This window comes from Kocuria rosea subsp. polaris, assembly GCF_001483755.1.
Taxonomy (GTDB): domain Bacteria; phylum Actinomycetota; class Actinomycetes; order Actinomycetales; family Micrococcaceae; genus Kocuria; species Kocuria cellulosilytica.
Window position 1 is genome coordinate 77,596 of sequence record NZ_LQBK01000039.1, and the last position, 20,835, is coordinate 98,430.

The window sequence follows — 20,835 nt, forward strand, 5'->3', positions numbered from 1 at the left end:
TCGTGAAGATTCGTGGAGCCGTCCTGGAGACCATGGAGGCCTCCGCCCCGTACGCCGAGTCGCAGCCGTTGCGCGTCGAGGAGCTCGAGCTCGGCGAGCCCGGCCCCACCGAGCTGCGGGTGCGGATCACGGCCGCCGGGGTGTGCCACTCCGACCTCTCCGTGGTCAACGGCAACCGTCCGCGGCCCCTGCCGATGCTGCTGGGGCACGAGGCGGCCGGCGTCGTCGAGCACGTGGGCGCCGAGGTCACCGACCTGGAGGTCGGCCAGCACGTGGTGATGGCGTTCCTGCCGCGCTGCGGCGAGTGCGCGGCCTGCAAGACGGAGGGGCTGCTGCCGTGCACGGTCGGCTCGAAGGCCAACGCCTCCGGCACCCTCATCGAGGGCTCGATGCACCTGCGCTCCGAGGCCCGCGGCAACGTCTACCACCACCTGGGGGTCTCCGGGTTCGCCACGCACGCCGTGGTGGACCGGCGCTCCGTGGTGCCCGTGGGCGAGGACGTCCCGGCCCCCATCGCGGCCGTCATGGGCTGCGCGGTGCTCACCGGGGGAGGGGCCGTGATCAACGCGGCCCAGGCCACCTCCGACGACGTCGTGGCCGTGGTCGGCCTCGGCGGCGTGGGGCTCGCCGCGGTGCTGGTCGCCAAGGCCGTGGGCTGCCGCCGGGTGATCGCCGTGGACGCGCTGCCGGAGAAGCTGGGCATGGCCCAGGAGTTCGGCGCGGACGAGGCGCTCACCCCGGAGGAGCTCGTGGCGCTCGAGGACAAGCCCCGCGTGGTGATCGAGGCCGCCGGGCACCCGCGCGCGTTCGAGACCGCGTTCAACGCCACCGCTGTGGGCGGGGTGACCGTCACCGTGGGCCTGCCGGCGCCCGGTGCCATGTCCCAGATCGAGCCGCTGAAGATCACCGCCGAGGCCCGCCAGATCATCGGCAGCTACCTCGGCTCCGCCGTGCCGGCGGTGGACATCCCCAAGTACGAGCAGATGTGGCGCGACGGCGTGCTGCCGCTGGAGAAGCTGATCACCTCCCACATCACGCTGGACCAGATCAACGAGGCGATGGACGAGCTGGACGCGGGGCGGGCGGTGCGGCAGGTCATCGAGTTCTAAGCCCCGCCGTCCGCGGCTCTAACTGAGAGGCGCTACCGTGCTCGCGGCCGAGAACACCGGGGACGGCATCGGACGGCGCAATTTCCAAATAATCGACATGGGTTTGGACCCTTCGTGCGACACATAATCGACGGGGCCCAAAAAGACGTACGGCGAGGTGCCGGCCTCCTGAGTCGGGGACTCACGGACAAACAGCATGATGTGGCTGTTTTGTACGGTGTGGTGCTGATAACGCTGTCCCGCTGTGGATTCCGGAGTCGTCTGGTTCTGCGACTCCCAGTGGAAGAGCGTCTCCGAGATCGCGTAGTCCTTGTACATAGTGTTGGGCGAGAAGTCTTTCTCCGACTTGTGGAGCGTGACGAGAAGCGCCTCGCAGCGTGATGACGGAATCCAGGACACGCCTTCGCGCACTGTGCCGGGAGTGCGCTGTCCTTCTTCTCCCATGCCCAGACCGGCCAAAAGTTCCTCCCGGGTGTAGTGCGCATGTGTCTGCAGGGGAATGTCGGCGTAGTCCTGTCCCAGTGAACGCGGCAGGTTGCGTGCGCCGTCGGCGGTGACGTCGATGAGCTGCGTCAGCTCGTTCCGCAGGATGGCGTGCGACCGGAGCAGCTGGAGGCCGCTTTCTAAATCGCCCGGCCCGCCGCTTTTCGGACCCTGTGGCCAGAAGGAGTAGTAGAGCATGCGCGCTATTCGCTGCTCTCTGAGCGGCAGATACAACACCGGCGGGGCATCCGGGCGAAGCAAATCCTCGTAGCACCGTAGTCTGGCGGGGTCATCCACGTTCAAAAACGCCTTGGCGCGCTGTAGCAAAACGAGGACCTCCGTCTCCTGATCCTCGGCGGGCCACAGAACATCGGGGACCAGTCCACCGGCACGACGCAAGGTGTTCCAGGTCGTCGGCCGACCCTCAAACTTGTTCCGTCGGTAGATGTCCGATGCTTCTGAGAGGGAATCTGTCAGGTACTGACGCAGGGTGTACGACTCGGGCGACGGCTGCTGCGCCGCCAAATCCCTAATCTCGTCGACCACTTGCCGGGTCGTCAGGCGCAGTTGACGCTTCACGTTGTCGAGTACCACGGACTGGGCGACAGTATCGAAGACGACCTGCGTTCCAGAGGGGAGGAAGGAAAAACCCTCCTCCAGGTCCTTGGCCAGGCGCGTCCGGCTCGATCCCGTCACGGCACGGTATTTCAGGTCAAACCGGAACTCTCGGTGCTGGAACCCGATGAAATCCAGAACGGTGAGTACGGGTTTATCGGGAGCTAGCCGCAGGCCGCGTCCCAGTTGTTGCAGAAACAGCGTGGAGGACTGCGTCGGCCGGAGCATGAGAATGGTGTCGACCTGCGGAATATCAAGGCCTTCGTTGAACAGATCGACGGCAAAGACGGCACGCAGTTCTCCGAGCTGCAGCGCCTTGAGGGCAGTCCGCCGCTCGTCGCTGGAACTCTCCCCGGACAGTGCCGCGGACGGCAGCCCGGCCGCCGTGAACTTCCGTGCCATATATTCCGCATGTTTAACGGAGACGCAGAAGCCAATGGCTTTCATGCGGTGCGGATCGAGCACCTTGTCGTTGAGAGCCTGCAACACCTTGGCCGTGCGTGCGTCATTACCCGTGTAGACGGCATCCAGTTCTTTGTCCTCGTACCGACCCCGCCGGAACTGAAGTGAAGACAGGTCGACGCCATCTGAGACGCCGAAATAGTGGAACGGCGTCAGCAACTGCTGATCGAGGGCATCCCACAGGCGCAGTTCGCTCGCAATGCGGCCTCCAAAAAACTTCTCTGCGACGTTGACGCCGTCGCCGCGCTCCGGAGTGGCGGTGAGACCGAGGAGTTCCTGAGGCTGGAAGTGCTCAATGATCTTGCGGTAGGTCGGGGCATCGGCATGGTGGAACTCGTCGATGACTACCATGTCAAACGACTCAGGGGCGAAGCGGTCCAGGCTCTTGGCGTTAAGAGATTGAATCGACGCAAAAACGTGTTTGCCTCTGACCGGCTGATAGCCATCGACCATGAGCTCACCGAAGGCGCCGTCACGGAGAACTGTGGCATAGGTCTGGCGTGCCTGCTCGAGAATTTCTCGGCGGTGGGCCACAAAAAGCAGTGATAGCTCACCAGGGGTTCCGGCCTGCAGCCTGCGATAGTCCAAAGCCGCGAGGATGGTTTTTCCAGTGCCCGTCGCGGCGACCACGAGATTCCGGTGGCGGTCGTGAATAACACGCTCGGCCTCCAGCTCCTGGAGCATTTGAGCTTGGTAGGGATAGGGCTGGACATCCAGGTGTGCAATGGACACGTCCGAAGACACCCGTCCGCCTCCTTCGGAGAGCGCCCTCGCCAGACGCTCGCCGTCATCATCCGGGTTGTAGGACTCAAAGCTCTCGGATGCCCAGTAGCTCTCGAAGGTCGCCTCGAACTTCTGGAGGAGCGCCGGCGTCGCGACGGACGACAGGCGCACGTTCCACTCGAGGCCGTCGAGCATGGCGGCGTGCGACAGGTTCGAACTACCGACATAGGCCGTGCTGAAGCCGGTCTTGCGGTGAAACATCCACGCCTTTGCGTGCAGTCGCGTATTGCGGGTCTCGTAGCTAACTCGAACTTCCGCGCCGTACTTGCGCGCCAGTGCGTTGATCGCCTTGGCATCACTGGCACCCATGTAGACAGTGGTCAGGACGCGGAACGGAATGCCCCGGTCCTTCAGTGACTGGAGCTCCTTGTCCATGACGTGCAAGCCAGACCATTTGACGAAAGCAATGAGAAGATCCACACGATCAGCGCTTTCGAGCTCTTTGGCGATCTCTCGACCGACCTGCGGCTCATGCGGTGTATTGGTTAGCAGAGCTGCGTCAGATAGCGGAGTTGCTGGCTTTCGTACCGCAGCACCGGTCGCCGGCGCGAGCGACATGAGTTGTCGAGGACCTTCGCTGATGCGCGCCGGATCCTGCATTTCGTCGTTAAGGGCCGCCAGGATGCGATTGGCTTCGTGTACACGGGTGGCAGCGGGTATGGACTCTAAGTGGAACAGAATGCGGTCGCGGAGATAGCGCGCGAGAACGTGAGGGGTGTCGGCCGGGTCCACGGTATCCAGAGCGGCACTGCCCTCCGGCCACTCCGTAAGTTCCGTCGCCAATGCTGAGTCTTCGAGGAGCTCATACAAGCCAGGGGAAAGACGGACGGCGTTGGCATTGTGCAATTGACCCATAGGGGCAGCTTAGGGTTGCCGACATCCCGGAACGGTGAGTGCCGGGTCAGCAGACGTGACGCGTCGCGCCGAGGATTGGGACAGCCTGCCGGGGTGTACGGCCTAAAGCTACGGCAGGGTAGGTGAGGATGTGGGAGTCCTGTAAAGCAGCACCGGCATGTGCGCAGAAGTATCAGTCCGCGCCGGATTAATCGGCTAGTGGCCCGCGTCACACCTCCGTAGCGTTGAGGGCATCGCGCACCGGCTGCCCGCTCTTCTGCTCGCCAGGTGCCTTCCACTTGGTGTCCACGAAGGAGTACCCGCATGTTCGGCATGCCCCGCCGCCTGCTCTTCGGCTATCTCGCCCTCGCCGTCTTCATGACCGGTGATGGTTTTGAGCTCACGTTCCTGTCCCGCTTCCTCGTCGAGAACGGCTTCACGCCCACCCAGGCCGGCCTCGTCTTCACCGTCTACGGCCTGGTGGTCGCCATCTCGGCGTGGACCACCGGGGTGCTCGCCGAGGTCGTGGGCGCCAAGCGCCTCATGGTCCTCGGCGGCGTCCTCTGGATGGTGCTGCACGTCCTGTTCCTCACCGTGGGGCTGGAGAGCGTGCTCGGCACCATCCTCATCTACAGCCTGCGCGGGGTCGCCTACCCGCTGTTCATGTACTCGTTCGTGGTGCTCATCGCGCAGTCGGTGCACCCCAGTCGCCTGGCCTCGGCCATGGGCTGGTTCTGGGCGTCCTTCTCGCTGGGCATCGGGGTGATGGGCGCCTACGTGCCCAGCCTCCTGGTCCCCGTCATCGGCGAGTACGCCACCCTGTGGGCGTCCCTGCCCTTCGTGGCGGCCGGCACCCTGATGTGCGCCTTCCTGGTCCCCGGCGCCCCGCCCGAGACCGACCGCTCCCAGAAGCTGCACGGCGCCGAACGCACCCGCGAGCTGCTGCGCGGGGTGACCATCCTGGTGGAGAACCGGCAGATCGCGCTTTCCGTGGTCATCCGGGTGCTGTGCAACCTCACCCTCTACGCCTTCCCGATGATGATGCCGCTGTACCTGACCACCGGCGAGATCGGCGGGCAGTCCTGGTTCACCCTGCCCGAGTGGATGATGCTGTGGGCGATCATGAACACCATCACCATCGGCGCCAACATCGTCTGGGGCCGGCTCGGGGACCGCTACGGCTGGATGCGCCAGATGCGCTGGTTCGGCTTCGGCGGCATGGCCCTCGCGGTCCTGGCCTTCGCCTACGTCCCGGTGTGGTTCGGCCCCAGCTTCCCGGCGATGGTCGGGGCCGCCGTGCTCTTCGCCCTGTCCGTCACCGCGTTCGTCCCGATGGGCGCGATCTTCCCGGCCCTGGCCCCCGAGCACCGCGGCGCGGCGATCTCCGCCCACAACCTCGCCTCCGGGCTGACCACGTTCCTCGGCCCCGGGATCGCCACCCTGCTGCTGCCCGTCCTCGGCCCGGTCGGGGTGTGCTGGGTCTTCGCGGCCCTGATGCTCCTCGGCACCGCCACCACCTTCTTCATCCACCCGCCCCAGCCCGGCATCACCACCGAGACCGGCCGGATGCTCCCGCGCCGCGATCGCCTCGCCGTCGCCGCCTGAAAGGACCTGAGATCATGAACCCCACCACGCTCACCGCCACCCCGACCGTCATCGACGCCACCGAAGCAGACCAGGAGAGCACCATGGACGCCGTCGTCCTCGAACGCCAGCACGAGATCCAGGTTCGGCCCGTCCCCTGCCTGCGCCCGGTGGGCCCCGGCGAGGTGCGCATCGGCGTGCACACCGTGGGCATCTGCGGCAGCGACGTCCACTACTTCACGCACGGTCGGATCGGGCCCTACGTCGTCGAGCACCCCATGGTCCTCGGGCACGAGGCCTCCGGCACGGTGCTGGAGGTGGGCGAGGGCGTGGACCACCTGGCCGTGGGGGACCGGGTCTGCATGGAGCCGGGCATCCCCAACCCGCGCTCGCGGGCCGCGCGCCTGGGCATGTACAACGTGGACCCGGACGTGCAGTTCTGGGCCACGCCCCCGGTGGACGGCTGCCTGCAGCCCGAGATCGTGCACCCCGCCGACTTCACCTACAAGCTGCCCGAGCAGCTCTCGCTGGAGGAGGGCGCCCTGATCGAGCCCTTCGCCGTGGCGGTGCACGCGGTGACCAAGGCCGGCCTGGCGCCGGGCGACGTCGTCGTGGTGGTGGGCGCCGGCACCATCGGCGTGCTCACCGCCATCGCGGCCGCCGCGAGCGGGGCGTCCCGGGTGTACATCTCGGACGTGGCGCCGGAGAAGTTCGCCAAGATCGAGGCCTATCCCACGATCCACCCCGTGGACGTCTCCCGTCAGGACCTGGGCGAGGCGGTGCGGGAGGCCACCGGCGGCTGGGGCGCGGACGTGGTCTTCGAGGCCAGCGGCAGCCCGCACGTCTTCGGCGACCTGTGGGAGCTCCCCGCACCCGGCGGGACCGTGGTCCTGGTGGGCATCCCCGTGGATCCGGTGCCGCTGGACGTCGCCGCGGCCCAGGCCCGGGAGCTGCGGATCGAGACCGTGTTCCGGTACGCCAACTCCTACCAGCGGGCCATCGAGCTCGCCGCGTCCCCCGCCGTGGACCTGGCGGCGCTGATCAGCGCCACCTATCCGTTCGCCGACGCCGTGGCCGCGTTCGAGCGCGGCGCCGAGGGCCGGTCCACCGACACCAAGATCCAGATCCGCGTGGCCGGAGCCTGAGCGTGGACGCCACCGCACGGAGCACGACGACGGAGGACGTCACCTCCCCGGTCCGGGAGCTCGTCATCCCGGATCCGCAGAGCTCCGTGCGGTGGCACCAGCACGACTGGCCCCACCCCCTGGCCCGCTGGCACTACCACCCCGAGGTGGAGGTGCACCTGATCCGGGAGTCCTCCGGGACGGTGATGGCCGGGGACTGGGCCGGGCCCTTCGGTCCCGGCCACCTCAGCATCATGGGCTCCTTCCTGCCGCACAACTGGATCTCCCACCGCGACGACCGCGCCGTGGTCCGGAACCGGGACGCCGTGCTCCAGTTCGACCAGGAGCGGTTCTTCGCCGCGGCCGGGACGCTGCCCGAGCTCGAGGCCCTGCGGCCGCTGCTGGAGGCCGCGGCCCGGGGCATCGAGTTCACCGGCCGCACCGCAGCCCAGGGCGCGGCGGCGATGGAGGCGGTCAGCGGGACGTTCGGTCTCCGCCGGCTGGCGGCCGTGGCCGAGCTGCTGGGCCTCCTCGCCGAGTCCCCGGAGTCCGAGCGCCGCTATCTGGACAGTCGCGGCGGCACCTACCGCCTGGACGCGTCCGAGGCCGAGGTCTTCAACCAGGCGCTGAGCTACATCACCGAGCACCTGGACGGCCGGATGCTCGTGCCGGAGGTCGCCGAGGCCGTGGGCCTGAGCCGGGACGCGTTCTCGAGGCTGTTCGCCAAGGCCACCGGCGTGGGCTTCAACCGCACGGTCACCCGGATGCGGCTCACCGAGGCCTGCCGGCTGCTGCGCGGCACCGACCTGCCCGTCTCGGACATCTGCTACCGGGTGGGCTTCACCAACCTCTCCAACTTCAACCGGCACTTCCGGGCCACCACGGGCACCACGCCGTCCCGCTACCGGCGGATCGACCAGCCCTGAGGCCCGGCCGGAGAGTCCCGGCAGGGCGTGCGTCAGAGCGCCTGCAGCAGGACCAGCACGGCGCCCAGCGCGGAGGCGCCGAGGCCCACCCGCCGGACGATGCGCCGGTTGATCCGCGCGTTGACCACTCCGGACACCGCGAAGCCCAGGACCATGGCCGGCAGCAGAGCGGCCGCGAAGAGCACGGTCCGGCGGTCGATCGATCCCACCACGGTCAGCGCCACGAGGGCCATCACGGCGCCGACCAGGAAGAAGGCGCTCATGGTGCCGCGCATCCGGGCGCGCGAGGACCCGTGCCACACGAGCGCCATGGGCGGGCCGCCGATGGACGTGGCCGTCCCCAGCAGACCGGAGGCCGCCCCGGCGACGACGACGGCCGCGGGCCGGGGCCGCGGCCGCCAGCCGCACACGCTGAGCAGCACGGCCAGCAGCACGGTGCTCGCCAGGACGAGGGACAGGGTCCGGGCGGACAGGGCGGCCACCAGCAGGGCGCCCGCCACGGTGCCGGGGATCTGCCCCGCCACGGCCCAGCCCGCGTCCTTGACGTCCACGGCGGCGCGGTCCCGCAGCACGCCGAGCGCGGTGAGCCCGGTGACCACCAGGAGGAGGGAACCGGGCAGCAGGGTGGGGTCGAACAGGGCGATCACGGGGGCCGAGAGCAGGGCCACGCCGAAGCCGATCGCGCCCTGCAGACAGGACGCGATGCTCACCACGAGCGCGACGACGGCGAGCTCCAGGCCGGTCATGACGCACCTCCCGGTCGCGAGCAGGGGACGGGTGCATTGTTCCACCTCCGCAGGCCGCCCGGAGATGGTGCGCCTGGCGGAGGCGGCGCACGTCGTGCCGGTCCTCGTCCGGATCACCTGGGGGCCGACTGTTCCCTCACCTGCGCCGCACCGATAGCCTCGAGATGGGCGGTGCCGCTCCAGGATCGCCCGTCCTGGTGACCGGCCGGTGACGGCACGGTCACCCGAATCTGGGAGGCCAGCATGACTGATGCACAGCAGGATCCGAACCAGCAGGAAGGTCCCGCCGACGGCGGAGCCTTCGGCTCTCCGGGCGTCTCCGACGGTGGCGCGGACGGTGGCGCGGACAGCGGCGCCGAGGGCCCGGCCGACGGCGGAGCGGCCGGCACCCCGGGCGTCCACGACGGCGGTGCCGACGGCGGCGCTGACGGTGGTGCCGAGGGCCCGGCCGACGGAGGAGCCAGCGGCACTCCGGGCGTGCAGGACGGTGGCGCCGATGGTGGTGCCGAAGGTCCGGCCGACGGCGGAGCCGCCGGCACTCCGGGCGTGCAGGACGGTGGCGCCGATGGCGGTGCCGAGGGCCCGGCCGACGGCGGAGCCGCCGGCACTCCGGGCGTGCAGGACGGTGGCGCGGACGGCGGTGCCGATGGTGGCGCGGACGGCGGCGCCGACGGAGAAGCCGGAGCACGAGGCCTCTGAGCGTGGAAGCCGTCCGCACTGACGGGCAGGACCCCGGCGCCCGGAGCGGCGCCGGGGTCCTGGAGACCCGCCTGATCGACGTCGGCCGCGAGCGGTTCGCCCGTGACGTCTGGGGCCGGGCCCCGCTGCTCACCCGCCGGGCGGGCGGCTTCGCCGACCTGTTCTCCGCCGACGCCGTCGACGAGCTGATCTCCCGCCGCGGGCTGCGCACGCCATTCCTGCGCGTGGCCAAGGACGGGTCGACGTTCCCTGACTCGTCCTTCACCTCGCCCGCCGGGGTCGGCGCCACCGTTCCCGACCAGCTCGACGACACCGCGCTGTGGCGCCGGTTCGCCGACGGCGCCACGCTGGTGCTGCAGGCCCTGCACCGCACGTGGGAGCCGGTCGGGGCCTTCACCGCCGCGCTGAGCAGCGAGCTGGGGCATCCGGTGCAGGCCAACGCCTACATCACCCCGCCGCAGAACCGCGGGTTCGACGACCACTACGACGTCCACGACGTCTTCGTCCTGCAGATCGAGGGGACGAAGCGCTGGGTCCTGCACGAGCCGGTGCACCCGGATCCGCTGCGGGACCAGCCCTGGACCGACCACCGCTCCGCCGTGGCCGAGGCCGCGGGAGGCGAGGCACACCTCGACGTCGTGCTCGAACCCGGCGACGCCCTCTACCTGCCGCGCGGCTGGCTGCACGCCGCCCAGGCCCAGGGGGCGGTCTCCGTCCACCTCACGCTCGGGATCCACACCTGGACCCGCCACGGCCTGGCCGAGCAGCTCGCCCAGGAGGCGCTGGCACTGCTGGCCGAGGACCCCGCGATGCGCCGGTCCCTGCCCCTGGGCGTCGACGGGCCGGGCGGGGAGCTCGACGCCGTCCGGGAGCGCCTGGTCGCCGCGCTCGCCGAGGCCGATCCCGCCCCCCGGTTCCACCGCACCCGGCGAGGACAGGGGCGCCCGGCGCCACTGGGGCCGCTGGCCCAGCTCGCGGCGGTCCAGGGCCTGGGCCTCGGGTCCCCCGTCCGGCTGCGCGGTGCCCTGGAGGCACGGCTGGAGGGTTCGCGCCTGAGCACGCGCGTGGGGTGGCTCGACTTCCCGGAGGCCGATCTGCCCTCCGTCTCGTGCCTGCTCGACGGCGAGGTCCACTCCGCCGGTGAGCTCGGCGTCGAGCTCGCCGAACGACTGCTGCGCGCGGGAGTCCTCGTTCCCGCCGCCCCGTGACGGCGCCGTGACTGCTGCGGAGCGCTTCTTCTGCGCCGAGGCCGCCCGGGTGCGCGGCGACCCGATGGCGGGCACGGCCCCGCGCGGCCTGGCCTGGGTCCTCATCGAGCACCGGGGCGGCTGGCCGGTCAACGGGTTCGACGGTCTCGAGCTCGAGCCGGAGACCAAGGCCCGCGTGTTCTCCGCCGCGCAGGCGGCACAGGCCCGGATCCTCCTGATCCGGCGCCACGGCCGCCGCCGGCACGAGGAGGGCCCCACCCGGTGGGCCGTGCTGCGCCACGACGGCTCCGGCGCCAGCCGTCAGCACTGGGGAACGTGGCGCCGCGACGAGGACCTGACGGAGATCGCCGCAGCGCTGGACTGCCCCGGCGAGACCGGCGGTCCGCCGGTCCTCCTGGTCTGCGCGCACAGTCAGCACGACCCCTGCTGCGCCGTGCGCGGTCGCCCCGTGGGGGAGGCCCTGAGCGAGCGCTGGCCGGAGCTGGTCTGGGAGTGCTCGCACGTCGGCGGTGACCGGTTCGCCGCCAACGTCGTCGTCGTCCCCGACGGCGTCTACTACGGAGGGCTCGACGCGGAGTCCTCCGTGACCACGGTCGAGGAGCACCTCGCCGACCGGATCTCCGCGGAGCACCTGCGCGGGTACACCGACCTCTTCCCGCCGCAGCAGGCCGCCGTCGCCGCCGCGCTCGAACGCTTCGGCCCGGCCGGCCGGCACGACTACACGGTGGCCGAGACCCTCCGCGACGGCGATCGCTGGCGGATCCGTCTCACCGGCCGCCCGCCCCGGCCGGACCGCATCGACGTCGAACTGCAGGCCGGATCCGCCCCGCCGCACCAGCTGACCTGCCGCGGCGCGGCGACGAGCTCGGCCAGGGTCTACGAGCTCACCTCGATCCGCGCGGTCTGACGGACGGGGCGAGCGAGGGCATGGCACTCTGCCCGTGCCCGTGCCCGTGCCCGTGGCCGGGGGCGGTGGCCGTGCCGGTGCCGGTGCCCGTGGCCGGGGACGATGCGGACCGCGGTGTCGTGGGACGTCCCCGGTGACCGGCCTTCACCCGGCGGCGCCACCGCGCTAGGCTCGAACTCCCACCCTCGGCGACCGTTCCCGCTGATCCGCCCAGGCTCGCACCGGTGGAGCGGCCGGCACGTCGTCACCCCTGTGGCCCCGCCGATGTCAGGAGATCCCGATGGCCCCCGAGTCCTTCAACGACCTGCTCACCCGCCAAGTGGGCCACGAGTTCGCCGCCTCCCACCAGTACATCGCCGTGGCGGTCTGGTTCGACGGCCAGGACCTTCCCCAGCTGGCCCGGCACTTCTACCGGCAGTCCCTGGAGGAGCGCAACCACGCCATGATGATCGTCCAGTACATCCTGGACCGGGACCTGCCCCTGACCGTCCCGGGGGTCGGGGAGGTGCGCAACGACTTCGCCGACGTCCGTGAGCCCCTGGCCCTGGCGCTGTCCCAGGAGCAGGAGGTCACCGAGCAGATCAAGGCGCTGTTCGCCGCCGCCCGGGCCGAGGGGGACGCGCTGGGGGAGCAGTTCATGCTCTGGTTCCTGAAGGAGCAGGTCGAGGAGGTCGCCTCCATGACCACCCTGGTGAACGTCGCGCGCCGGGCCGAGAACCTCTTCGACCTCGAGAACTTCGTGGCCCGGGAGCACGTCGGCGATGGCGGGCACGGCCACGGCTCGGGCGCCCCGGAGGCCGCCGGCGGGGCCGTCTGAGCCGGCAGCAGCCCCCGCGCCCTGTTTCCCGGGCTCTCTCCTGCTCTCCTGCCCTCCCGCTCTCCCTCGCTGATTCCTCCGCCGAGCCCCCACGCCCCACTCGCCCGATGCGGCGAGTCCCCAGTCCTGTCGCGTTTCCCCACGATCAAACCTGGGGATACGCGACAGGACTGGGGACTCGACGAAAGGGGCGCTCGGTCTCTGGGGGCTCGGCGGGGGTGCTGGCCCGGAGCCTGGGAACTCGGCGGGGGTGCTGGCCCGGAGCCTGGGGACTCGGCGGAAAGGCCGCCCGGTCTCTGGGGGCTCGGCGGGAGCGCTGGCCCGGAGCGTGGGGACTCGGCGGGAGGGCAGGTCAGTCGGTGGCGCGGGTGAGGTCGGCGTCCTCGTAGCGGACCATCGTGGAACCCGTCACCAGGCGGTGGCCGAGCCACAGGGCCAGGAACAGGGGCAGGCCGATGTAGGCCGACAGGGCCGCGAGGAGGTCGATGTCCCCGATGACGGCCTGGTAGTTCTGCCCCAGGATCACCACGGCGCACAGGACCAGGGCGATCATGGGCCCGAGCGGGAAGAACTTCGCGCGGTACGGGAGGTCGGCGAGGTCGTGGCCCTGGGCGGTGTAGGCCTTGCGGAAGCGGTAGTGGCTCCAGGCGATGCCCATCCACACGATGAACCCCGCCAGCCCGGAGGCGCTGACCAGCCACACGTAGGCCGCGCCGTCGCCGATCAGGGTGGTGAGGAAGCAGGCGGCCCCCACCACGGTGGTGGCCAGCAGCGCGTTCATGGGCACGCCGCGGCGGTTGACCTTCGCCAGGAACTTCGGGGCCTTGCCGCCCTCGGCCAGCGCCCAGAGCATGCGGGTGGAGGCGTAGAGCCCCGAGTTGCCGGCCGAGAGGATCGCGGTGAGGATCACCGCGTTCATCACCGAGGCCGCCGCCAGCACCCCGGCGTTCTCGAAGACCAGGGTGAAGGGGGAGATCGAGATGTCCTCCACGCCGCTGCCCAGCAGGTAGGGGCTGGTGTAGGGAATGAGGAACCCCACGATGGTGATGGCCCCGACGTAGAAGAGCAGGATCCGCACGAACACGGTGCGGATGGCCCGGGGCACGTTCTTCTCCGGGTTCTCGGCCTCGCCGGCGGCGACACCGACGAGCTCGGTGCCCTGGAAGGAGAAGCCGGCCACCATGAAGATCGCGAGGATCCCGGCCCCGCCTCCGACGAACGGGGCGTCCCCGGTGGTCCAGTTCTCGAAGCCGGGGGAGGAGCCGCCGAGGATGCCCACGATCATGAGCACGCCCAGGACGAGGAAGATCACGATGGTGGCGACCTTGATGAGGGAGAACCAGAACTCGCTCTCACCGTAGGCGCGGGTGGACAGGGCGTTGAGGCCGAAGAGGATCGCCAGGAACAGCGCCGACCAGATCCAGGACGGCACGTCGGGCAGCCAGTAGCGCATGATCAGGGCGGCGGCCACGAGCTCGGCGGCCACGGTGATCGCCCAGTTGTACCAGTAGTTCCAGCCGATGGCGAAGCCGAAGGAGGGGCTCACGAAGCGGGTGGAGTACTCCTCGAAGGCGCCCGAGACGGGCAGGTAGGTGGCCATCTCGCCCAGGGACTGCATGAGCAGGAAGACCATGAAGCCGATGGCCACGTAGGCCAGCAGCGCCCCGCCCGGCCCGGCGGTGGCGATGGTGTTGCCCGAGGCCACGAACAGGCCGGTGCCGATGGCCCCGCCCATCGCGATCATGGTCAGGTGGCGGGGCTTGAGGCTGCGGCGCAGCCGTGCGTGCGTCTCTGCGGGAGTCGGTGCTCCCGGTCTGTTCGGGGCGGTCGTCTGGGGCGGTGCGATGGTGTCCACGGGAACCTTTCCTCGGAGGTGGCGGGTCTGCACGCCGGGGGGAGGCCGGGGCGGTGTCCGACCGCCCCGGCCCGGGTCAGTCGTTGATGTAGAGCAGGCGCTTGTTGACGAACTCGTCCATGCCGAGCGGGCCGAGCTCGCGGCCGTAGCCGGAGCGCTTGACCCCGCCGAAGGGCATCCCGGCGCCCTCGGCCTCGGCGGCGTTGACGTTGGCCATCCCGCACTCCAGCTGCTCGGCGACCCGCCGGGCGCGCGCGGGGTCGGTGCTGAAGACCGCCCCGCCGAGGCCGTAGGGGGTGTCGTTGGCCAGGGTCAGCGCCTCGTCGTCGTCGGCCACCCGGTAGACCACCGCGACGGGGCCGAAGAGCTCCTGGTGGTGGGCGGCCATGCCCGGGGTGACGCCGGTGAGCACGGCCGGGGCCAGGTAGGCCCCGGGACCCGCGGCGAGGGTCCCGCCGGTGTGCAGGGTCGCCCCGGCCTCCACGGCCTCGCGGAGCCGGCCGGCCAGGTGCTCGGCGGCGGCGCGGGAGGCCATCGGGGCGTAGGTGCCGTCGGCCTCGACGGCGGGGTCGCCGGGCACCAGCGCGGCGGCCAGGCGGGTCAGCTCGGCCACGAACTCGTCGAAGATCCCGGCGGTGACGATCATGCGTTTGTTGGAGTTGCAGGCCTGGCCGGTGTTGCCCATCCGGGTCGCGAAGGCCGCACGGGCGGAGGCGGCGACGTCGTCGGTGTCGAGCACCACGTAGGGGTCGGACCCGCCCAGCTCCAGCACGGCCTTCTTCAGGTGCCGCCCGGCGAGCGACCCGACCGCCGCCCCGGCCCGCTCGGAGCCGGTCAGGGACACGCCCTGGACGCGGGGGTCGGCGATGACGTCCTCGATCTGGGCGTGGGAGGCGAAGAGGTTCGTGTACACCCCGGCGGGCACGCCGGCGTCGTCCATCAGCTGCTGGAGGGCCACGGCCGAGCGCGGGCAGGACTCGGCGTGCTTGAGCAGGATCGTGTTGCCCAGCACGAGATTGGGGGCGGCGAAGCGGGCCACCTGGTAGTACGGGTAGTTCCACGGCATGATCCCCAGCAGCACCCCGACCGGGCGCCGCTGGATCACGGCCCGCCCCGACCCGTGCGGGGTGGGCAGGGCCTGGTCGGCGGCGAGGGCCGGGCCGTGCTCGGCGAAGTAGCCGAAGATCTCGGCGCAGAACTGCGCCTCCTCGCGGGCCTCGGAGACCGGCTTGCCCATCTCCTGGGTGGCGATGACGGCCAGCTCGTCGGCGCGCTCGGCGAACAGCTCCCCGACCCGGGCGGCCACGGCGGCCCGCTCCTCGATCGGACGGGAGCGCCAGTCTCGGAAGGCGGCGTCAGCGGCGGCGAGCGCCTCCTGGACCTCGGTGTCCGTGGCGGTGGGGACCTCGGTCACGAGCTGACCGGTGGCGGGGTCGATGCTGCGGTAGGCGGGCCGGTCGGTGCCGGCGCGGGCGCGCAGGGCGGAAGTGGCGGTCACGGTGGGTCTCCTTCGGGCAGGGGCGGGTGCGGGCGCGGGGTCGAGCAGGGACGGGCGCAGGCACGGGTGGGAGGCTCCTGGTGCGGAGCAGGGGAGAGCACGGGCTGCGGGTGCGCAGGCTCGCCGGACGGACGAGGGCGTGCTCGGCCGGCGGGGGCAGGGAACTGCCCCCGCGGGCACGGTGTCGCGGAGCGGGCGGGTGCCCGCCGGGGTCAGCCGACCGGGGCGAGCTCGGACCGCAGGGCGGCCAGGAACGCGTCGACGTCCTCCTCGGTGGTGTCGAAGCTGCACACCCAGCGGACCTCGCCCGTGGCGGGGTCCCAGTCGTAGAACCGGAACCGCCGGCGCAGCCGGTCCGCGAGGCCGGCGGGGAGGGTCGCGAAGACGGAGTTCACCTGGGTCTCCTGCGTGAAGGCGATGCCGCGCAGCGACCCGTCGGCGATGCCCGCCTCGATGCCGTCGCGCAGGCGCCGGGCCATCGCGTTCGCGTGGCCCGCGGTGCGCAGGTACAGGTCCCCGTCCAGCAGCGCGAGCAGCTGGGCGGAGACGAACCGCATCTTCGAGGCCAGCTGCATCTGGTTCTTCCGCAGGTAGACCAGGCCCTGGGACGCGGCCTCGTTCAGGACCACCAGGGCCTCGGCACCCAGCGCCCCGTTCTTCGTGCCGCCCAGGGAGAGCACGTCGACGCCCACGTCGGTGGTGAACGCGCGCAGGGGCAGCCCCAGGGCGGCCGCCGCGTTCGAGAGCCGGGCCCCGTCCAGGAAGACGGACATGCCGTGGGCGTGCGCGTAGTCCGTGACGGCCCGGATCTCCTCCGGCGTGTAGAGGGTGCCGAGCTCGGTGGACTGGGTGATGTAGACGACGAGCGGCTGGGCGCGGTGCTCGTCCCCCCAGCCCCAGGCCTCCGCCGCCATCAGCTCGGGCGTGAGCTTGCCGTTCCCCGTGGGGACGGGGAGGAGCTTGATGCCGGCGGACTTCTCGGGCGCACCGCCCTCGTCGACGTGGATGTGCGCCGTGTCCGCGCAGATCACCGCGCCCCAGCGCGGGAGCATCGACTGCAGCCCGACCACGTTGGCGCCCGTGCCGTTGAACATCGGCCACACCGAGGCGCCCTCGCCGAAGTGCTGCCCGATCACGTCCTGCAGCCGTGCCGTGTACTCGTCACCGCCGTAGGCGACCTGGTGGCCGCCGTTGGCCTCGGCCAGCGCCTCCAGCACCTCCGGGTGGACCCCGGAGTAGTTGTCCGAGGCGAATCCCCGCAGCCGGTCGTCATGGATCTTCTTCATTCAGTTCCTCACCTGTTCCTGGATCTCGATGATCGAGTCGTTGAGCTCCGGGGCCTCTGCGGCCCACAGCCCGGCGTAGGCGGCCGCGAGGCGGTCCTCCAGGCCGGCCAGGGCCTTCACCCGGAAGATCACCGCGGCGGCGCGCAGCGGCTCGCCGGCCTCGCGGGCGGCCTTCGCCCAGCCCTGCGCCACCGCCCGGGTCCACGCCTCGCTCGCGGCCTTCACGGCGGCGTAGTTGGCGCCGCCGGCCAGCGGGCGCTCGACCGCGGTCGAGGACACGATCGCCAGCCGGCCGGCCGGGGAGGCCCGCAGGTCGTCGTCGACGGCGCGGCTCAGGTGCCGCAGCGCGGTGAAGGAGGACTCCAGCGCGCGGTAGTCCTCCTCCGTCTGCCCGGCGAGCCCGCCGCCGCCGCGCCAGCCGCCGACGAGGTGGAGCAGCCCGTCGAGCGACGAGCCGCGGTCGTGCAGCCGGACGAGGAGCTCGCGCACGGCGCGCTCGTCCGCGAGGTCCACCGTCTCCGTGTCCGCCCCCAGCGCTGCGAGGGGAGCGAGCTTGTCCGGGTGGCGCCCCGTGGCGACGACGTGCGCCCCGGCCGAGGTCAGGGCACGCGTCGCCGCCAGGCCGGACGCACTGGTGGCGCCCGCGATCAGCACGGTGCGGCCGGTCAGGTCGGTCATCGCTCAGACGTCCGTGGCGCGGATGCCGGTGGTCGAGGCGATGACGCCCTTCAGCTTCTTGTCGAGCGCCTCGAAGAACATCGACAGCGGGAACTCGTCGTCCAGCACCAGGTCCGTGTAGCCCTTGGGCGGGCCGGCCAGCACCTCGCGGGGGAGACCCTCCGCCCACGTCGACGCGGGGTTCGGGGGCACGACGGAGGCGATCAGCTCGTACGCCTTCATCCAGTGCACGGTCTTCGGCCGGTCGATCGACTCCCAGTACAGCTGGTCGATCGCCTCGCCGAGCTCGACGACCGCGTCGGCGACCCGCTCCCAGTCGAAACTGAGCTCGACGTCGCGCCACTGCAGGACGTGCTTGCGGTGGAGCCAGGCGAACAGCAGCTGACCGCCCAGCCCGTCGTAGTTGCGCACCCGCGACCCGGTGAGGGCGAACCGGAAGATCCGGTCGAAGATCACCGCGTACTGCACGAGCTTCCCGTGCCGGCGGGTCTGCTCCTCCGTCTCGGTGAGCTCCTCGCCGGCCGCGCTGCGCGCCGTGAGCGCCCGCTCGATCGTGACCGACTCCCGGAACGCGGTCAGGTCGCAGCGCAGCTCCTCCAGGGAGTACAGGAAGAACGGCATCCGCTGCTTGATCATGAAGGGGTCGAACGGCAGGTCCCCGCGCATGTGCGTGCGGTCGTGGATGATGTCCCACATCACGAACGTCTTCTCGGCGAGGTCCTGGTCGGCGAGCAGCGCCGCGGCGTCCTCGGGCAGGTCCAGCCTGGTGATGCCGGCGGCCGCGGTGACCACGCGGCGGTAGCGCGCCGCCTCGCGGTCCTGGAAGATCGCGCCCCAGGTGAAGGCCGGGATCTCCCGCACGGCGACCGTCTCGGGGAACAGCACCGCCGAGTTCGAGTCGTAGCCCGGGGTGAAGTCGATCAGCCGCAGGGACACGAACGCCTTGTTGCCGTAGTCCCCGGCCTCGAGCTCGGCGATGAACTCCGGCCAGATCGCCTCCACGAGCAGGGCCTCGACGTGCCGGTTCGCCGAGCCGTTCTGGGTGTACATCGGGAACACGACGAGGTGCCGGATGCCGTCGACGCGGTGGCGCTGCGGGTGGAACTCGACGAGGGAGTCGAGGAAGTCCGGCTCCCCGAAGCCGCCGTCCGCCCAGCGCGCGAAGTCGCCGGGCAGCGCCGCCAGGTACGCCGCGTCGTGCGGGAACAGAGGGGCGAGCTCGGCGATCGACTCCACGATCACCCCGACCTGCTCGCGCGCCGCTGCGTGGTCGGCGGGATCGGGGATCGACCCGTCCTTGACCTGCAGGGCCTGCAGGGCGGTGGCCGCCGACCTCAGCCGGAGCCAGGCGGGGCTCGACTCCACGGTGCGGGCGTCCTCGACGACCTCAGGCTCGCCGATGATGGCCTGAACCGCCTGCAGAGACGTGGACATTGAAACCCTCCTGTCGTGAAGTCAACGGAAATTTTCCGGTGATGCCGGTCACACACAGGAATATTCACATGAGCTCAGGGGGGTGTCAACACCCTCGGCACGATCGGCTGATAGCGTTCAGCCCATGGACGATCCCATGGACGTGCGACTGGCCACCGAGGTGTCCCACGACCCTCGTGCCACCCTGGCCCAGCTGTCCGAACGCGTGGGCCTCTCGGTCTCGGCCGTGCAGGCGCGCCTGCGCAAGCTCGAGAGCAGCGGCGTGATCACCGGCTACCAGGCGATCCTCGACCCCGAGGCCATCGGCAAGCCGCTCGCGGCCTTCATCGAGCTCACCCCGCTCGATCCCCGCCAGCCCGACAACGCCCCCGAGCTCCTGCAGTCGATCACGGCGATCGAGGCCTGCCACTCGGTGGCCGGGGACGCCGCCTACATGCTGTTCGTCCGGGTCGCCTCGCCGAAGGCGCTCGAGGCGCTCGTCAACGAGGTGCGCCACGTGGCCTCCGTCAACACCCGCACCACCGTGGTGCTGCAGTCCTTCTACGAGCACCGGCCGATGCTCCCCGCCGCGGGGTCCTGACGCCGCAGGCGCGACCGCTGCGCGGGCGGGCATGGCAGAGCGGCGGCCGTCCGGCTCTCGCGTCGTCGAAGGACGCCAGGGCCGGACGGCCGCCGCTCTGTTCGAGCCTGTCCGCTGCTCCCGGTCTCAGCCGGCGTGCGCCAGGGAGTCGGCGCTCTGTGCGGCCGGCTCCGCGGCGGACTCGTCCACCACGGTGTTGCGCAGCACGCCCAGGCCGGTCACCTCGACCTCGACCTCGTCGCCCGCGTTCAGCAGTCCGTCCTCACCCCAGAACAGACCGACTCCGCCGGGGGTGCCCGTGACGATGACGTCGCCGGGGCGCAGGCGGGTGAACCCGGTGACGTAGCTGATCAGCGTGGGGATGTCGAAGTACAGGTCGGCGACCGAGGCGTGCTGGCGGACCTCGCCGTTGACGCGGGTCTCGAGCGTCAGCTCGCGGACGTCGCCCACGTCCGAGGCCGGGACCAGGTAGGGGCCGAACGCGCCGGTGGCCGGGAAGTTCTTCCCGGGGATCCACTGGCTGGCGGCCTTCTGCCAGTCGCGCACCGAGAAGTCGTTGTAGTTGGCGTACCCGGCGACGTGGTCGAAGGCGTCCTCCGGGGCCACGTGCCACGCCTCCTTCCCGATCACCAGGGCCATCTCGCCCTCGTAGTCGAACTTCCCGGTGGAGGCGGGCTTGACCGCCGGCGCGAGGTGGCCCATCTGCGTGTCCGGGAACCGGGTGAAGACCGTCGGTGCCGTCTGGCCCGTCTTGCCGGACTCCTCCTGATGGGTCCGGTAGTTGACGCCGATGCAGATGATCTTCCCGGGCTCGGTCAGGCAGGGCAGGAACGTGACGTCCTCCTCGGCGTGCGTGGGGGCGCCCTCCAGATCGGCGGGGGTGAGCCGGCCGAAGAGTCCCTCGACCACTGCCGCGTGGAGCGAGGGGGCCAGGGCCTTGCCGGAGGGGCCGAGGTCGTGCACGGCGCCTCGGGCGGCCACGCCCCAGGTGGCGCTGCCGTTCGGGGCCGAAAAGCTGACGTAGTTCACAGAGTTCTCCCATCGAGTCGGGTGGCGTGCGTCCTCGCACCGTCCTCGGGAAGGGCGTGGTGCCGCGCGGTGACGTGGGTCTCACGCTAACCAGGCCGGCGCATATTTGGCAAGCAGAAAATATTCTCAGTTCGATTGTGCGCGAAAGCTGGAAAAATGTCGTCCGGTGGGACATGCT

General features: G+C 70.8%; 17 protein-coding genes. 9 read left to right on the forward strand and 8 right to left on the reverse strand.

Annotation, left to right across the window (positions count from 1 at the left end):
• The first annotated feature begins 2 nt into the window (after positions 1-2).
• Complete coding sequence (locus AVL61_RS14930) at positions 3-1,109, forward strand: zinc-binding dehydrogenase (RefSeq protein WP_197412726.1); 1,107 nt, start codon at positions 3-5, stop codon at positions 1,107-1,109.
• Between the two features lie 18 nt (positions 1,110-1,127).
• Here AVL61_RS14930 and AVL61_RS14935 read toward each other — a convergent pair whose 3' ends face one another.
• On the reverse strand, positions 1,128-4,307 hold the full coding sequence (locus AVL61_RS14935; protein ID WP_058875112.1) for a DEAD/DEAH box helicase: 3,180 nt from the start codon (positions 4,305-4,307) through the stop codon (positions 1,128-1,130).
• Positions 4,308-4,610: 303 nt separating this feature from the next.
• Here AVL61_RS14935 and AVL61_RS14940 point away from each other — a divergent pair, with 303 nt between their 5' ends.
• From AVL61_RS14940 to AVL61_RS14950, 3 genes are read left to right on the forward strand one after another with little or no spacing between them, the layout of a single operon-like run.
• Positions 4,611-5,891: an MFS transporter gene (locus AVL61_RS14940; RefSeq protein WP_058875113.1), complete on the forward strand. Its 1,281-nt coding sequence runs from the start codon at positions 4,611-4,613 to the stop codon at positions 5,889-5,891.
• A gap of 14 nt (positions 5,892-5,905) precedes the next feature.
• Complete coding sequence (locus tag AVL61_RS14945) at positions 5,906-7,015, forward strand: NAD(P)-dependent alcohol dehydrogenase (protein ID WP_157571458.1); 1,110 nt, start codon at positions 5,906-5,908, stop codon at positions 7,013-7,015.
• A 2-nt stretch (positions 7,016-7,017) separates the two neighbouring features.
• Positions 7,018-7,920 carry an AraC family transcriptional regulator gene (locus AVL61_RS14950; RefSeq protein ID WP_058875114.1) on the forward strand — a complete coding sequence of 301 codons (903 nt, stop codon included), beginning with the start codon at positions 7,018-7,020 and terminating at the stop codon, positions 7,918-7,920.
• Positions 7,921-7,952: 32 nt separating this feature from the next.
• Here the strand turns inward: AVL61_RS14950 and AVL61_RS14955 are convergent, their stop codons facing one another.
• Positions 7,953-8,666, reverse strand: coding sequence for a sulfite exporter TauE/SafE family protein (locus AVL61_RS14955; RefSeq protein ID WP_058875115.1), 714 nt, complete (start codon positions 8,664-8,666; stop codon positions 7,953-7,955).
• A gap of 243 nt (positions 8,667-8,909) precedes the next feature.
• Here AVL61_RS14955 and AVL61_RS14960 point away from each other — a divergent pair, with 243 nt between their 5' ends.
• The 4 genes from AVL61_RS14960 (at position 8,910) to AVL61_RS14975 (ending at position 12,297) form a co-directional block, all read left to right on the forward strand.
• Positions 8,910-9,365, forward strand: coding sequence for a BatC protein (locus AVL61_RS14960; protein WP_082697208.1), 456 nt, complete (start codon positions 8,910-8,912; stop codon positions 9,363-9,365).
• A 2-nt stretch (positions 9,366-9,367) separates the two neighbouring features.
• Complete coding sequence (locus tag AVL61_RS14965) at positions 9,368-10,573, forward strand: cupin domain-containing protein (RefSeq protein ID WP_058875117.1); 1,206 nt, start codon at positions 9,368-9,370, stop codon at positions 10,571-10,573.
• A 64-nt stretch (positions 10,574-10,637) separates the two neighbouring features.
• Complete coding sequence (locus tag AVL61_RS14970; protein WP_082697220.1) at positions 10,638-11,480, forward strand: sucrase ferredoxin; 843 nt, start codon at positions 10,638-10,640, stop codon at positions 11,478-11,480.
• A 280-nt stretch (positions 11,481-11,760) separates the two neighbouring features.
• On the forward strand, positions 11,761-12,297 hold the full coding sequence (locus tag AVL61_RS14975) for a ferritin (protein ID WP_058875119.1): 537 nt from the start codon (positions 11,761-11,763) through the stop codon (positions 12,295-12,297).
• A 352-nt stretch (positions 12,298-12,649) separates the two neighbouring features.
• On the opposite strand, the gene AVL61_RS14980 is transcribed toward AVL61_RS14975, so the two are convergent.
• From AVL61_RS14980 to AVL61_RS15000, 5 genes are all read right to left on the reverse strand, one after another.
• Complete coding sequence (locus tag AVL61_RS14980; RefSeq protein ID WP_058875120.1) at positions 12,650-14,152, reverse strand: amino acid permease; 1,503 nt, start codon at positions 14,150-14,152, stop codon at positions 12,650-12,652.
• A gap of 76 nt (positions 14,153-14,228) precedes the next feature.
• Positions 14,229-15,650, reverse strand: coding sequence for an NAD-dependent succinate-semialdehyde dehydrogenase (locus AVL61_RS14985; protein ID WP_082697209.1), 1,422 nt, complete (start codon positions 15,648-15,650; stop codon positions 14,229-14,231).
• Between the two features lie 212 nt (positions 15,651-15,862).
• Complete coding sequence (locus AVL61_RS14990) at positions 15,863-16,936, reverse strand: threonine aldolase family protein (RefSeq protein ID WP_058875121.1); 1,074 nt, start codon at positions 16,934-16,936, stop codon at positions 15,863-15,865.
• On the reverse strand, positions 16,937-17,614 hold the full coding sequence (locus AVL61_RS14995; RefSeq protein ID WP_058875122.1) for an SDR family NAD(P)-dependent oxidoreductase: 678 nt from the start codon (positions 17,612-17,614) through the stop codon (positions 16,937-16,939). It abuts the gene before it with no gap.
• A 3-nt stretch (positions 17,615-17,617) separates the two neighbouring features.
• Positions 17,618-19,048 (reverse strand): DUF6421 family protein, encoded by a 1,431-nt coding sequence (locus AVL61_RS15000; RefSeq protein WP_058875123.1) that lies wholly within the window; start codon positions 19,046-19,048, stop codon positions 17,618-17,620.
• Between the two features lie 124 nt (positions 19,049-19,172).
• Here AVL61_RS15000 and AVL61_RS15005 point away from each other — a divergent pair, with 124 nt between their 5' ends.
• The gene (locus AVL61_RS15005; RefSeq protein WP_058875124.1) at positions 19,173-19,628 is read left to right on the forward strand and encodes an Lrp/AsnC family transcriptional regulator; all 456 of its coding nucleotides are present in this window, start codon (positions 19,173-19,175) and stop codon (positions 19,626-19,628) included.
• A 126-nt stretch (positions 19,629-19,754) separates the two neighbouring features.
• On the opposite strand, the gene AVL61_RS15010 is transcribed toward AVL61_RS15005, so the two are convergent.
• Positions 19,755-20,657, reverse strand: a complete 903-nt coding sequence (locus AVL61_RS15010; protein ID WP_058875125.1) for a fumarylacetoacetate hydrolase family protein — start codon at positions 20,655-20,657, stop codon at positions 19,755-19,757.
• Positions 20,658-20,835 lie beyond the last annotated feature (178 nt).